The organism is Bradyrhizobium sp. LMG 9283 (genome assembly GCF_045571415.1).
Classification (GTDB): domain Bacteria; phylum Pseudomonadota; class Alphaproteobacteria; order Rhizobiales; family Xanthobacteraceae; genus Bradyrhizobium.
The window spans coordinates 5,391,458-5,404,867 of sequence record NZ_CP120691.1 but is presented as its reverse complement, the minus strand read 5'-3'; the positions used below and the strand labels follow the sequence as shown (position 1 = coordinate 5,404,867).

12 protein-coding genes and 1 pseudogene are annotated in these 13,410 nt (G+C 61.9%); 7 read left to right on the top strand and 6 right to left on the bottom strand.

Annotated elements, in window-relative coordinates; genetic code table 11:
• Nucleotides 1-4 precede the first annotated feature (4 nt).
• Both nhaD and P6U29_RS25660 read right to left on the bottom strand, forming a co-directional pair.
• Nucleotides 5-1,285: a sodium:proton antiporter NhaD gene (gene nhaD, locus P6U29_RS25665; RefSeq protein ID WP_407112876.1), complete on the bottom strand. Its 1,281-nt coding sequence runs from the start codon at nucleotides 1,283-1,285 to the stop codon at nucleotides 5-7.
• 114 nt (nucleotides 1,286-1,399) lie between these two features.
• Nucleotides 1,400-2,272 (bottom strand): NAD(P)-dependent oxidoreductase, encoded by an 873-nt coding sequence (locus P6U29_RS25660; protein WP_407112875.1) that lies wholly within the window; start codon nucleotides 2,270-2,272, stop codon nucleotides 1,400-1,402.
• 182 nt (nucleotides 2,273-2,454) lie between these two features.
• Here P6U29_RS25660 and P6U29_RS25655 point away from each other — a divergent pair, with 182 nt between their 5' ends.
• The 5 genes from P6U29_RS25655 to P6U29_RS25635 all read left to right on the top strand — a co-directional run bounded on the left by P6U29_RS25655 (nucleotide 2,455) and on the right by P6U29_RS25635 (nucleotide 8,561).
• Nucleotides 2,455-2,892, top strand: a complete 438-nt coding sequence (locus tag P6U29_RS25655) for a VOC family protein (RefSeq protein ID WP_407112874.1) — start codon at nucleotides 2,455-2,457, stop codon at nucleotides 2,890-2,892.
• Nucleotides 2,893-2,945: 53 nt separating this feature from the next.
• A complete protein-coding gene (locus P6U29_RS25650) occupies nucleotides 2,946-4,082 on the top strand; it encodes an Mrp/NBP35 family ATP-binding protein (protein ID WP_407112873.1) in 1,137 nt (378 codons plus the stop codon).
• A 206-nt stretch (nucleotides 4,083-4,288) separates the two neighbouring features.
• Nucleotides 4,289-5,377 (top strand): TRAP transporter substrate-binding protein, encoded by a 1,089-nt coding sequence (locus tag P6U29_RS25645; protein ID WP_407112872.1) that lies wholly within the window; start codon nucleotides 4,289-4,291, stop codon nucleotides 5,375-5,377.
• A 521-nt stretch (nucleotides 5,378-5,898) separates the two neighbouring features.
• Complete coding sequence (gene ltrA / locus P6U29_RS25640) at nucleotides 5,899-7,296, top strand: group II intron reverse transcriptase/maturase (RefSeq protein WP_407119254.1); 1,398 nt, start codon at nucleotides 5,899-5,901, stop codon at nucleotides 7,294-7,296.
• 176 nt (nucleotides 7,297-7,472) lie between these two features.
• Entirely contained in the window at nucleotides 7,473-8,561 is a 1,089-nt protein-coding gene (locus P6U29_RS25635) for a TRAP transporter substrate-binding protein (protein ID WP_407112871.1), read from the top strand.
• A 226-nt stretch (nucleotides 8,562-8,787) separates the two neighbouring features.
• Here P6U29_RS25635 and P6U29_RS25630 read toward each other — a convergent pair whose 3' ends face one another.
• The gene (locus tag P6U29_RS25630) at nucleotides 8,788-10,452 is read right to left on the bottom strand and encodes an IS1182 family transposase (RefSeq protein WP_407112870.1); all 1,665 of its coding nucleotides are present in this window, start codon (nucleotides 10,450-10,452) and stop codon (nucleotides 8,788-8,790) included.
• Nucleotides 10,453-10,581: 129 nt separating this feature from the next.
• On the opposite strand from P6U29_RS25630, the gene P6U29_RS25625 reads away from it, so the two are divergent.
• Nucleotides 10,582-10,932: a hypothetical protein gene (locus P6U29_RS25625; RefSeq protein WP_407112869.1), complete on the top strand. Its 351-nt coding sequence runs from the start codon at nucleotides 10,582-10,584 to the stop codon at nucleotides 10,930-10,932.
• 112 nt (nucleotides 10,933-11,044) lie between these two features.
• Here the strand turns inward: P6U29_RS25625 and P6U29_RS25620 are convergent, their stop codons facing one another.
• Both P6U29_RS25620 and P6U29_RS25615 read right to left on the bottom strand, forming a co-directional pair.
• On the bottom strand, nucleotides 11,045-11,554 hold the full coding sequence (locus P6U29_RS25620) for an alpha/beta hydrolase (RefSeq protein WP_407112868.1): 510 nt from the start codon (nucleotides 11,552-11,554) through the stop codon (nucleotides 11,045-11,047).
• Between the two features lie 475 nt (nucleotides 11,555-12,029).
• Nucleotides 12,030-12,728, bottom strand: a complete 699-nt coding sequence (locus P6U29_RS25615) for a hypothetical protein (RefSeq protein ID WP_407112867.1) — start codon at nucleotides 12,726-12,728, stop codon at nucleotides 12,030-12,032.
• Between the two features lie 161 nt (nucleotides 12,729-12,889).
• Here P6U29_RS25615 and P6U29_RS25610 point away from each other — a divergent pair.
• Nucleotides 12,890-13,096, top strand: a pseudogene (locus P6U29_RS25610) (transposase); the annotation flags it as partial.
• Nucleotides 13,097-13,122: 26 nt separating this feature from the next.
• On the opposite strand, the gene P6U29_RS25605 reads toward P6U29_RS25610, so the two are convergent.
• Nucleotides 13,123-13,332 carry a hypothetical protein gene (locus P6U29_RS25605; RefSeq protein ID WP_407112866.1) on the bottom strand — a complete coding sequence of 70 codons (210 nt, stop codon included), beginning with the start codon at nucleotides 13,330-13,332 and terminating at the stop codon, nucleotides 13,123-13,125.
• Nucleotides 13,333-13,410: the final 78 nt, after the last annotated feature.

The window sequence follows — 13,410 nt, the reverse complement described above, 5'->3', positions numbered from 1 at the left end:
CCGTTCAATGCAGCGCCGCGTGCTGCGCGATGTACACCACGGCTCCGGTCAAATATCCCACCAGCGCCGGCCCCGCGATGCGGCGCGCGTACCAGAAGAACTCGATCTTCTCGAGGCCCATGGCGGCAACGCCGGCGGCCGAACCGATGATCAGGATCGAGCCGCCGGTGCCGGCGCAATAGGCGATGAACTCCCAGATGAAGGTGTCGGGCGGGTATTGCGCCAGATTGTACATCCCCATCGTCGCAGCAACGAGCGGCACGTTGTCGATGATGGCGCTCAACAGGCCGAGCAGGATGACGATGATGTCGAGACGACCGACCGTCGAATCGAGCCATTTTGCCAACAGTTCCAGTACGCGGGCGTGCTCCAGGCAGGCGACGGCCATGAGGATGCCGACAAAGAACACGATCGAGCTCATGTCGATGCGCGTCAGCGCATGGACGAGGGTGAGGGGCCGCCGCGCATCCTCGTCCTTGTGGCGGTGAACGATCTCGCCGACCAGCCAGAGGACGCCCAGCCCGAACAGGACGCCCATGAAAGGGGCAAGGTGCGTCACGGCCTTGAAAACCGGAACGGCGACCAAGGTGCCGAGGCCGAGATAGAACATCAAATTGCGCTCGAACAGCTCGACTTTAAGCGCCTGCGCTTGCCCTTGCAGTGGAGGGGCGATCTCCTTTCCCTTGAGCGAATAGCCGATGATGAGCAGCGGTATCAGCAGGTTGAGCAGTGACGGCAGGAACACCGATTTCATGATGTTGATGGGAGAGATCTGTCCGCCGATCCAGAGCATCGTCGTCGTGACGTCGCCGATCACGGTCCAGGCACCGCCGGCGTTGGCGGCAATCACGATAATGGACGCAAACAGCAGGCGATCGTTCTTGTCGCCGATCAGCTTCTGGATCAGCGAGATCATCACGATGGTGGTCGTCAGATTGTCGAGGATCGCGCTCAGGAAGAACGTCACGAAGCCGATGATCCACATCAACGTGATCTGCTTGGTGGTGCGGATGACCGAGGTGATGACCTCGAAGCCGTTATGGGCGTCGATGACCTCGACGATCGTCATGGCACCAATCAGGAAGAAAACGATCTGCGCGGTCGAGGCGACGGATTCGTCGAGTTGGTGGTTGACGAGCGAGGCGTCACCGACGGCGAGCGCATAAATGCTCCAAAGCAGGCCCGCTCCCAGCAGAGCCGAAGCGCTTTTGTTGACGCCGAGCGGGTGTTCGAGCGCGATGGCAGCATACGCTACAATGAAAACGGCGGCGATCACGCTCAGCAACTTAGTCCCCCAATTCGTTCTTCTCGATGCGCCTGTCAGGCCTCATCGCGGCGCTGGTGCCGCGGCGGGTCGTTGACGGTCGCGGATGCCCGGCAGCGACCGTCAACTCGCGCCTCAGCGTTGCAGGCGCGCAAGCAGGCTCGACGTATCCCAGCGCTTGCCACCCATCTTCTCGACCTCGGAGTAGAACTGGTCGACCAGCGCGGTCACCGGCAGATTGGCGCCGTTGCGGCGGGCTTCGGCGAGCGAGATAGAGAGGTCCTTGCGCATCCATTCGACCGCGAAGCCGAAATCGTACTTGCCCTCGTTCATGGTCTTGTAGCGGTTCTCCATCTGCCAGGACTGTGCGGCCCCTTTCGAGATGGTCTCGATCACCGCGGCGACGTCGAGGCCACTCTTCTTGGCGAAGTGGATGCCCTCGGAGAGACCCTGCACCAGACCGGCGATGCAGATCTGGTTGACCATCTTCGTCAGCTGGCCGGAGCCGGCGGGCCCGAGCAGTTTGCACATCCGCGCATAGGCGCCCGTGATGATCGGCTCGGCACTGGAATAGGCGTCCTGCGCGCCGCCGCACATCACGGTCAGCACACCGTTCTCGGCGCCGGCCTGGCCACCGGAGACCGGGGCGTCGACGAATTTGAAGCCGGCCTTGGTGGCGGCCGCGTCCAGCTCACGTGCGATCTCGGCGGAGGCGGTGGTATGGTCGACGAAGGTCGCACCCTTCTTCATGCCGGCGAACGCGCCGTCGGGGCCGATCGTGACCGCGCGCAGATCATTGTCGTTGCCGACGCAGCACATCACGAAATCCTGGCCCTCGGCGGCCGCCTTCGGCGTCGGTGCGGTCTTGCCGCCGAATTTGTCCGCCCATTCTTTCGCCTTGGCCGCGGTGCGGTTGTAGACGGTGACCTCATGGCCCCCTTTTTTCACGAGGTGTCCGGCCATGGGGAAGCCCATCACGCCGAGACCGAGGAAAGCGACTTTAGCCATTGTGGTACCTTGTCCGTAGTTTGGGTTTACGGTTCTTGCCAGGCGGGGGACGCCTGGTTCCGCGGTGAGGGCGGATCGGAGGCGCACCATAAACCCTTGAGGGCAGAGGGCAACGGCTTCGTTTGGCGGCCTCCTGTGCTAGGATGGCCGACCTAAGGACTTCAAAACAAGGGAGCGAGAGCATGGGCGGCGTGAGCGTTGGCGTCCTCGATCATTTCAACATCCGGACGCGGAATCTGGCCGAGACCGTCCGCTTCTACGAGGATGTGCTGGGCCTGGAAAAAGGGCCACGGCCGAATTTCGCCTTCCCGGGCGCCTGGATGTACAGCGAGGGTAAGCCGGTGGTGCACCTCGTCGACATTTCTCAGACCGCCGAGCCACAAAAGCCGGATTCCGGCGTTGTCCACCACGTCGCCTTCGTCAGTCGCGGCTTTGACGGCATGAAACAGCGGCTGGCGTCAAAGGGGATGAAGTTCGAGTCCCGCCAGGTGCCCGGCGGCGACCTCTGGCAGATCTTCGTCCACGACCCCAACGGGGTGATGATCGAGCTGAACTACGAGGCCGCCAGCGAGCAGGGGGCGGCGCCTGCCGAAAAGGCTGACGATATCGGCAGGCAGTAGCCTTTTGGGCGTTTCCGCTCTAATGGGGCATCCTCAACTCTAGGAGATGCGCTTTGAGCGTGACGCAGCAACAGGTCCTCGACAGCCTCGCCAGGGTCAAATCACCCCGCGGGGTCGCGCTTACCCATGCCAATGTGCTGAGCGCGATCAGCGCGTCGGACGGCAAGGTGTTCTTCTCGATCAATGTCGATGCCGCCGAGGCAAGGGCCTGGGAATCGGTCCGGGCCGAAGCGGAGGCCGTCGTGCGCACCATTCCCGGCGTCACCACGGTCATGGTGGCGCTGACCGCCGAGCGCAAGCCGGGTGCCGCGCCGCCGCCACCCCCGCAGCCGAGCCGCGGCTCGCCCGGCGTGCAGCCGGTCCATGCCCACAAGCCGCCGCAGGGCGGTGGGTCGCCGATGGCGCGGCAGTCCGAGATCCCCGGCATCGCCGCGGTGATTGCGGTGGCGTCCGGCAAGGGCGGCGTCGGCAAGTCGACCACGGCGCTCAATCTGGCGCTCGGCCTCCGCGACCTCGGCCTCAAGGTCGGGTTGCTCGATGCAGACATCTACGGCCCCTCGGTGCCGCGCCTGACGGGCCTGCGCGACAAGCCGGAGCTGAACGACGAGCGCAAGATGATTCCGCTTCGGCGTTTCGGCCTCGCAATCATGTCGATCGGCTTTCTGGTCGAGGAGGAGACCGCGATGATCTGGCGCGGTCCCATGGTGATGTCGGCGGTGACGCAGATGCTGCGCGACGTCGAATGGGGCAAGCTCGATGTGCTGGTCGTCGACATGCCGCCGGGCACCGGCGATGCCCAGCTCACGCTGGCGCAGAACGTGCCGCTCAAGGGCGCCGTGATCGTCTCGACGCCGCAGGACCTGTCCCTGATCGACGCGCGGCGGGGCCTTGCCATGTTCAAGAAGGTCAACGTGCCCGTGCTCGGCATCGTCGAGAACATGAGCTACTTCCAGTGCCCGCATTGCGGCACGCGGTCGGACATTTTCGGCCATGGTGGGGCGCGGCACGAGGCCGAGAAGCTCGGGGTATCCTTCCTGGGCGAGATCCCCCTGCACATGGCGATTCGCGCCAGCTCGGACGCCGGCAATCCCGTGGTCGACAGCGAGCCGGATGGCCCTCATGCGGCGATCTACCGCGCCATCGCCGGCCAGGTCCGGGACCAGCTCAAGGGTGTCATCGCGGCGGCCTGAACCGGCCTCCACGGCAAACTCCGGGGACATGCGACTTTCGTAGAGCCCCGTCATGCCATTGTCGCGTTCCGCAAGCGGGGCTTCCGTGTTAAAGGCCCACGGCAGTCAAGCCCCTTCGGTTCGACGCGATCCCAAAGCGTTGCCGGAATGCGCGGCGGCAAGAAGAGAAGCCAAGGGGAAACGCCCCAGCAAGGAGAGACCTGAAGATGAAGCGTCGTGATTTTCTCAAAGTGTCGGCAGCAGGCGCGGCGGCGACCGCGGTGGCCTCGCCGGCGATCGCGCAGTCCTCGCCCGAGGTGAAGTGGCGCCTGACTTCGAGCTTTCCGAAGTCGCTCGACACTATCTATGGTGGCGCCGAGCAGGTGGCGAAATACGTCGCCGAGATGACTGACAACAAGTTCCAGATCCAAGTGTTCGCGGCCGGTGAAATCGTTCCCGGCCTGCAGGCCCTCGATGCGACCTCGAGCGGCACGGTCGAGATGTGCCACACCGTGTCGTACTACTACGTCGGCAAGGACCCGACCTTCGCGATCTTCGCTTCGGTGCCGTTCGGCCTCAACGCGCGCCAGCAGAATTCGTGGCTCTATCAGGGCGGCGGCAACGAGCTTGCCAACGAGTTCTTCAAGAAGTCGAACGTGGTCGGCTTCCCTTGCGGCAACACCGGCACCCAGATGGGCGGCTGGTTCCGCAAGGAGATCAAGACCGTCGCCGACCTCTCCGGTCTCAAGATGCGCATCGGCGGCATCGCCGGCCAGGTGCTTCAGAAGGTCGGCGTGGTGCCGCAGCAGCTCGCCGGCGGCGACATTTATCCCGCGCTGGAAAAGGGCACCATCGACGCCGCCGAGTGGGTCGGCCCCTACGATGACGAGAAGCTCGGCTTCGCCAAGGTCGCCAAGTACTACTATTATCCGGGCTTCTGGGAAGGCGGTCCGACCGTCCATGCCTTCGCCAACCTGGAAAAGTGGAATGCGCTGCCGAAGAACTACCAGGCGATCCTCACCAATGCGACGGCCAATGCCAACAGCTGGATGGCCGCGCGCTACGACATGCAGAACCCGGCGGCGCTGAAGCGTCTGGTCGCCGGCGGCACCCAGCTTCGCCCGTTCACCAACGAGGTGCTGGAAGCCTGCCTCAAGGCGACCAACGAATTGTGGGCGGAGATCTCGGCCAAGAACGCCGACTTCAAGAAGTCGATCGATGCCATGCAGGCCTACCGCTCCGACGAATATCTGTGGTGGCAGGTTGCCGAATACACCTATGACAGCTTCATGATCCGCTCGCGTACGCGCGGCTGATCTTCGGCTTAAGTCGTAAGACCGGATAGCCCGGCCTCGCAGGAGGCCGGGCTTTTTCTTGTGCGCCAGGCATGGCGCGGAGCGCCGTGACTGGCGCGATTTGATTGGAGTGGTGTCCGATCGATGACTTGGAGGTGAGAGTCCTCTACGGACCCTGGTGATGGGAACCGTTAGCCGAACAGCAAGGGCGTCGTCGCGAGGCGGGGTCTGAAGGAAGCTGTAAGCAAAGTGCCGGCCTGACGAACAGGAAGCGCATAGGAGGCGTCCGCATCCGGGCGAGGGAGCAAGAATTCCCGAAGCCCAATATCACCCGGAGGATGCGGCCGTAGATGCGACAGGTACATGGCACGAAGGTCACGCGACTAACCCTGGGAGATCTGTCGTCCTGCCCCCGGCAACGGGTGTGCTACCGGCGCCGCAAGGCGTCGGGATGGGGCGGCAGAAGTCAGCAGAGGCCGTAGTAGCCGGCAGACCAAGCCGGTGAAGGGCCGAACGTCGAGTACCGGAGGAGGCCGGTCTTGGTGGAAGCAGATGCAGACGATGGCGCTGAGATGCGTCATGCCCGCTCCGAGGGCAGCGGCCGGAAGCCGCCAGAGCAGGAGGCGGGTGCATCAAACATCGCGGCAAGATCGCAACCTTCCCCTCCGGAGGTGGAAGTGCGGCTGATAGAGAAGATCGTCAGCCGAGCGAACATGATGGCGGCTTACCATCGGGTGGTGGCGAACAAGGGCGCCGCGGGCATCGATCGGATGACTGTGGAGCAGTTGCAGCCGTATCTGAAGGAGCATTGGCTGCGCATCAAGGAAGAACTGCTGGAAGGCCGCTATCGGCCGCAGCCGGTGCGCGGGGTGGAAATCCCCAAGCCCGGTGGAGGGATGCGCCAATTGGGCATCCCGACGGTGGTGGATCGGTTGATCCAGCAGGCGATGCATCAGGTGCTGATGCCGCTGTTCGATCCAGGCTTCTCCAAGGCTTCGTACGGCTTCCGTCCGGGGCGCAGCGCGCACGATGCGGTGCGTGCCGCGCGAACGCACGTGGCCGAGGGCCGACGCTTCGTCGTCGACCTTGATCTGGAGAAGTTCTTCGACCGGGTGAACCATGATGTGCTGATGGCACGAGTGGCCCGCCGGGTCGCGGACAGGCGGGTGCTGCGGGTGATCCGCCGCTACCTGCAGGCTGGATTGATGACGGGTGGGATCACGACGGCACGGAGCGAAGGCACGCCGCAAGGCGGTCCTCTGTCACCGCTGCTGTCGAACATCCTGCTCGATGACCTGGACAAGGAGCTCGAGCGACGAGGCCACGCCTTCTGCCGTTACGCCGACGACTGCAACATCTATGTGCGGACGCGGCGGGCCGGCGAGCGGGTGATGGCGTCGATCACGCGCTTCCTGACCGAGCAGCTGCGGCTCAAGGTCAACGCAGCAAAGAGTGCTGTTGACCATCCCTGGGCGCGTACCTTCCTCGGTTACACCATGACCGCTCACAAGCAACCGCGCCTGCGGGTCGCGGCCAAGAGTGTGCAGCGGTTGCGGAGCAAGCTGAGGACGACGTTGCGCCAAGGGCGCGGACGAACCCTGGCATCGACTGTCAGAGCCCTAACCCCCATCCTGCGCGGCTGGCTGCAATACTTCCGGCTGGCGGAGGCCAAAGGGGTGTTCGAGGAGCTCGACGGCTGGATGCGGCGCAAATTGCGCTGCGTCCTCTGGCGCCAGTGGAAGCGACCGCGGACACGCCGCAAGCGCTTGATGCAACGCGGGCTCGATCCGGAGCGGGCATGGCGGTCGGCCTCCAACGGCCGAGGCCCCTGGTGGAACGCCGGGGCCAGCCACATGAACGATGCCTATCGCGCCGCCTTCTTCACGCAACTCGGCTTGCCGTCTCTCATCGAACTGCACCGCCATCTCAATCGTGCTTGACGAACCGCCGTATACGGAACCGTACGTACGGTGGTGTGGGAGGGGGAAGCCGCGAGGCTTCCTCCTACCCGATTGCCGCAGTGCGATCGGGATGGCTTTCGGCCCGGCGATGTTCCATGCTGTCGGAAAGCCTCGGCAAGAAGGCTCCACAAGCAGATCCATCAGGGTAGGAAATCATGAAGAGAAGAGACTTCATCAAGGTCACTGGACTTGGTGCGGCCGGCGCCGCCACGCTCGCGGCTCCCGCGATCGCGCAGTCGATGCCGGAAATCAAATGGCGCATGCCGACGAGCTGGCCGAAATCGCTCGACACACTGTTTGGCGGCGCCGAGATGATGTGCAAGATGGTTGCGGAGGCGACCGACAACAAATTCCAGATCCAGATCTTCGCGGCCGGCGAGATCGTGCCGGGCCTGCAGGTGCTCGACGCCGTGCAGAACGGCACCTGCGAGATCGGCCACACCGCGTCCTACTATTATTTCGGCAAGGACCCGACCTTCACCTTCGGCTCGGCCGTGCCGTTCGGTCCCAACATGCGCATCAACCAGGCCTGGTACATGTTGGGCGGCGGCCGCGACGTTCTCAACGAGTTCTACAAGGGCTACAACGTCGTCTCGCTGCTCGCGGGCAACACCGGCTGCCAGATGGGCGGCTGGTTCAGGAAAGAGGTCAACACGCCCGAGGATCTCAAGGGCATGAAATTCCGCATCGGCGGGTTCACCGGCCGCGTGCTGCAGAAGCTCGGCGTGGTGCCGCAGCAGCTCGCCGGCGGCGATATCTATCCGGCGCTGGAGAAGGGCACCATCGACGCCGCCGAATGGGTCGGCCCTTATGACGACGAGAAGCTCGGCTTCTACAAGATCGCGCCGCACTACTACTATCCCGGTTGGTGGGAAGGCGGGCCGATGCTGATGGCCTTCGTCAATCTCGACAAGTGGAACGCGCTGCCGAAATATTACCAGAGCGTGCTGGAGCAGGCCGGCCACTATGCCAACAACTACATGATGGCGCGCTACGACAACGCCAATCCGCTGGCGCTGAGGAAGCTGCTGGCGGGCGGCACCAAGCTGCACGCCTTCTCGCCCGCGATCATGGATGCCTGCTACAAGGCCGCCAAGGAGCTGCACGCCGAAGTCGCTGCGACCAACCCGAACTTCAAGAAGGTGCACGACTCGCTCGCCAAGTTCACGAGCGACGGCTACTCCTGGTTCCAGGTCGCCGAGGTTGGCTACGACATCTTCATGGCACGGCGCTCGCAGAGCTGATCACCCCTCTTCGTCGCATGCGACGCCCCGGAGCAAAGGCTCCGGGGCGTTGCTGTTAGGGGCGGAATTCAAAACGAGAAAAACAACCCCATGCACAGTAGCCAACGGCTTGATAAGTCGTGAGAAAAAATCGGCGGTACACGCAGCCTTCGGAGGACGCGGTCCGGTGCTGCGGTATGCGGGGGAAGTGGGCTCCGGACGGGCCGATGGATGGATCGTTTCGCTCCTACGAAGCAGGTGGCAGTTTGACCTGTCGAGACTGAGCAAGAATACTCGTTTTGGCGGAGTCAGGCCGGTGTGGGCGACCGATTGCGATCGGAGGCGGGTGATTGATCCAGAAGGCCTCTGGAGCAAGCTGGATGCCCTGCAGGAGGGCTGCGAGGGTGCCTCGGCCAGGAGCGAGCGTCTTTGCGAGGGCGGCCAGAAACACGTCTAAGCCAAGAATGTTGAGCACGCGGGTAAAGTTGTAGCAGAGCGCCATCAGGTTCCACTCACCGCGGACCTTATCGAAGCCGCGGACCAGGAAATGACGATAGCCGGCGCGGCATTTGAGCGTGCCAAACGGATGCTCGACGATGGCAAAACGACGGCGCATCAGCTCGCCTGCACCCTGCATCCGCGCGCGATGACGTTCAAGAACGCCTTCATGCTCCCAGCGACCGATCGTCCGGTAGGCCGCGTTCGACGAGAGACACTGGACCTTGAGCGGGCAGGTCCTGCAGATCGCTCCGCGCGCCGCATAGCGGATCTCGATGCGGCCGCTGGTGTTCTTTTGCCTGCTCTTCATCGGATGTAGCGGTTGGCCGGCAGGACAACGGTAGGTGTCGGTTGCGCCATCATAGTTGAAGTCCTTGAGGGCAAAGCGGCCTTGCTTCTCGAGCCGGGCGTTGCCCTCCGGCACCGGCACATAGGGCGTGATGCCATCGTCTTCACAGGCCTTCAGTTCGCGACTGCTGTAATAGCCCTCATCTGCCAGCGCCTGCAGGGCCCCGACCTCGAGAGCCTCTTTTGCCGCCATGGCCATCGCATGTAGCTGGCCGACATCGCTGCTGTCGTTCACCACCTCGCTGGCGACAATGAGCTTGTGCTTGTCATCGACGGCGGTCTGCACATTGTAGCCTGCGACGCCCTGGCCGCTCTTGACCAGAAGCCGGGCATCCGGATCAGTCAGGGATAGCTGCGTCTCGCCATTCTCTTCCAGCCGAGCAAGGTCGCCTTGTGCGCGCAAGCGCTTCGCCAGCAGCGCCGCGATCTTCGCACCGATGTCGCCGCCACCTCCGCCGCCGCCATCGGGGCCATCCTTGCCCGGCTTCTTGGCTTCCGCGGCATCATTGTCCTCAAGGCACTTGCCGTAAGCCTCGATCTCTTGGTCCAGCTTGATGATCTGATCGGCAAGCCGTTTGCGCGTAAAGATGCTGGCCTTGCTGGCGTCGCCATGGAAGAACGAGCCGTCAATTGCAACAACGCTGCCGCCGACAAGACCAAGCTCGCGCATCAGCAGCACGAAGCTGCGGTTGGCTGCCTTCAGCGCCGCCCAGTTCTCTTTGCGGAAATTGCCGATCGTCCGATAACCCGGCTTCAGATTCCTCAGCAGCCAGATCAGTTCCAGATTGCGGCCGGCCTCCCGCTCCAACCGACGCGACGACCTGATTTGGTTGATGTAGCCGTAAAGGTAGAGCTTCAGCAGATCGGCTGGATCGTATGGCGGCTGGCCGACCTCTTCAGCCTTGCGATCCGCATGGCGAAAGCCGAGCTTGGCAAGGTCGAGGACACGAACGAAGCTCTCAATCGCCCGGACGGGGTTGTCCGGTCCGACATAGTCCTCAATCCGAGCAGGAAGCAGGCTGGCCTGGTCGCGGCTCTCGCCGGTCTTGAATGTGCGATTCGTCATGAACAGAATCGTACATCAACTCACCAAAATGCCGAGTTCTTGCTCAGTCTCGTCGGGCAAAACAGGAGTAAAAGGTAACAATCGAATAATCCGAAATTGAGTTTCGTCGGTGCGGGCCTGGAGACGACGATGAGCTTCGATCCCGACGACGTCCAAAGCGCGCTGCGCAAGGCATGGTCGTCGTCGACGGCAAGCCAATGGACGGCGACCAATCCCGCGGCCGGGCAATGCAACGTCACTGCGCTGCTTATTCGCGAACTCTTCGGCGGTGACTTGCTGAAGACGCCTCTGCCGGCAGGCGACCATTTCTACAATCGGATCGAAGGCCGGAGATACGACTTCACGGCGAGCCAGTTCGATCAGCCGATCGCTTACATGGACCTGCCTGCAAGTCGGACCGACGCAGAGCTGGGAGCAACAAGAAATCAACTGGCTGAACTGAGAACGGCCTTCCTGGAGCACTGTAGCAAGCCAGACTAGTAGGCTGTGTACTCATTAAGCGGCTGGCCGCCTCGCGTCTACTCAAGCCCTAACAGCGGCGGGAAAGCGGACGTCTCCCGAGGTTGCCGATAAGCCAGAAGTGGAAGATGGCTCAAACCCTGTCAAATTGAGCCTTAAAGAAATGTGCAATGCGCGAAACAGCATCGGTGGTCGCAGGATCGTTATCGGCAAAGTCGAAGCCATGACCTTTGCCGTAATATGTGACCTGGTCTGCGGGAGCGCCGACGGACCTGGCCAACGTTACGAGAGCCTCGCCGGTCGCCGGCGGCACATTGCTGTCTGCATCACCATGCAGCTCGACCGTGGGCGGCATGTGCTTTACTTCGGGCGCAATCTTGTCAGGCATGCCTCCGTAGAGGACGCCCAAGGCCGTGACGCGACTGTCGCGCGAAGCCGTAGCAGCTGCAACAAAGCCGCCCAATGAGAAGCCAAGCAGACCAAGCTGCCGAGAACTATAGTCACCTTCCAGAATCGTGGTGATGGCCGATGACACCCGCTTTGTCCACGCATCGTATCGTTGCATATCGTACGCTTCGCGATCTGCTTTGCTGTTGAATCCTTTCAGCGCTTGGCCGTCGATCTCCGTATAAAACTCGACCAAATAGGCGTCTATCCCTTGGCGATCAGTGCGTTCGCATGTCGTTCATATGCGGACAACTTAAGTTGGAATCCGCGCGTCCCATGCAACAGGATTACGCTCGGGCGGCGACCGTCTCGCTGTGCGGCATAGCGGCTGAACGGGACATGATCCTCCGAACTGGCCTTGCTCGCATCATTGGCAAGAGCAGAAACGGCGGTCTGCGGAAGCGCGGCGAGAGCAATGCCGCTAATGACAGTTCTGCGATCCACCGCGTACCCCAATAATCTACTCAGAAGAAGGAACAGCCTGGATACCATACAGGAAATCTGAGAAACGCTTAGTCTGCTTCGACTCAGCAACGGGATCCCGGCGCCGTCTGATCCTGGTCCGCTCAGTGTCATAAACCCGACATCATGGCGTCTGATGTGGTGAACGGCTAAGGGCCACTTCCAGACATTGTTCCCGTGGGCCGGCTACGCTTCCGGGACAGCAGGCACTACGAACGACTGGAGGGGATAATCGATTCTGCTACCCACTTGGTGAGCGCATCCGTCCGCTGTTCGTAGCTCTCTGGCCGAGCGGCTAGCTTCAAGATTGGGTACCGCCACAAATCTACCAGATGATCCACCAAGCTCGCATACTCGACGAGCATCTGATCGACGCCTTCGAGACCGGAAAGAGCTCGCGACTGCATCCATGGTGATCGCTGGGTCAACTCGATCAGATAGCTCTTCCAAGTTGGGTCTCTCTTTCGAGCGATTTCGCTTATAGCTTCTAGAGGGTTGTTCTCCTGGAAGTAGATCAGTCCAGCTTGCACGTATTCCAGCCGCTCCTGGAAATGTAACCAAAAATGCGAAATTGTCATTCGCGGCGCGCCCAACTGAAATAGCACTCGGACGGTGCTCTGTATCGGATGGCTTTCAAAGACGTACAGCGTATCATCCCCGGTAGTCTCCAAGAAGTATTCCAGCTTCCTGAGCGCGGCAGCCGCGAACGAGTCAGCCGAATGCGTCTCGTGAATGTCTACGAAGCCTGCACCTACAGGGTCGGGCGTACCTACCAGCAGAGGATGGTTCGAAGCGATCTCCGTGAACACTCGGCTATTGTGGATGTGGCCGCCGACTGCCTTGGCGGCCATGCTCTTGCCGGACCCCGGCAGGCCATCAATAAACAAAATGTGCGGGCGCGGGATCATGCGTTTGCGAGTAGTGATAAGCTCTCTGTGCTATCATAGATTTTCGCAAAATGGCACCCCAAGACGGCCAACCCATGACGTACCTTGGACATGCCGCTTTCGAGCCGGATGTAAGTCTGTCTCTTAGAGCGGGAATGAACGTGACGTTGCGATCGACGCGTATTCCGCCGAAAAGCAATCGCAGCGGTCCGATCTGCTTCAGCCCGTATCTTTACCGCGCTCGCAACCAAGTGGAGCGGTTCTTCAACAGGATCAAACAATGTCGTCGGGTGGCGACGCGCTACGATAGACTCGCCGCCAACTACCTTGCCTTCGTTCAACTCGCGTCTATCCGATTGTGGTTGCGGCTTAATGAGTCCGCGTCCTAGCAGCAGCCGAGGTTGATCTAAGGCCGTTAGCGAACAACACCAGCCGCGTCATCCGCGCTTGGAATGAGCCAATCGATCCACAACAGACCAACTTCGAGGATAACGAAGGCGACAATGCCGCCGAGCCAGCCGAAGAAGACGACGGAAAAGATCCCGAGCAAGATCGCGCAAAAGACGTCGGCGAGAACCTTGCAGATGCGGGAGTCCCGGTGTTGTCCGGGTGTAAAATACGACATCGGGTTCCTCCAGTCGCAGCTCCGGCCTCGAATTTAGCCACAGCGCCGGACGACCGTCTACTCCATCAGAATGGCGGC

What these genes read in the sequence shown, in the direction of transcription:
- P6U29_RS25645 (WP_407112872.1), top strand. Translation starts at nt 4,289, where the DNA reads ATGAAGCGTCGTGATTTTCTCAAAGTGTCGGCAGCAGGCGCGGCGGCG.
- P6U29_RS25655 (WP_407112874.1), top strand. Translation starts at nt 2,455, where the DNA reads ATGGGCGGCGTGAGCGTTGGCGTCCTCGATCATTTCAACATCCGGACG.
- P6U29_RS25630 (WP_407112870.1), bottom strand. Translation starts at nt 10,452, where the DNA reads ATGACGAATCGCACATTCAAGACCGGCGAGAGCCGCGACCAGGCCAGC.
- P6U29_RS25615 (WP_407112867.1), bottom strand. Translation starts at nt 12,728, where the DNA reads ATGATCCCGCGCCCGCACATTTTGTTTATTGATGGCCTGCCGGGGTCC.
- P6U29_RS25635 (WP_407112871.1), top strand. Translation starts at nt 7,473, where the DNA reads ATGAAGAGAAGAGACTTCATCAAGGTCACTGGACTTGGTGCGGCCGGC.
- P6U29_RS25605 (WP_407112866.1), bottom strand. Translation starts at nt 13,332, where the DNA reads ATGTCGTATTTTACACCCGGACAACACCGGGACTCCCGCATCTGCAAG.
- P6U29_RS25660 (WP_407112875.1), bottom strand. Translation starts at nt 2,272, where the DNA reads ATGGCTAAAGTCGCTTTCCTCGGTCTCGGCGTGATGGGCTTCCCCATG.
- P6U29_RS25625 (WP_407112869.1), top strand. Translation starts at nt 10,582, where the DNA reads ATGAGCTTCGATCCCGACGACGTCCAAAGCGCGCTGCGCAAGGCATGG.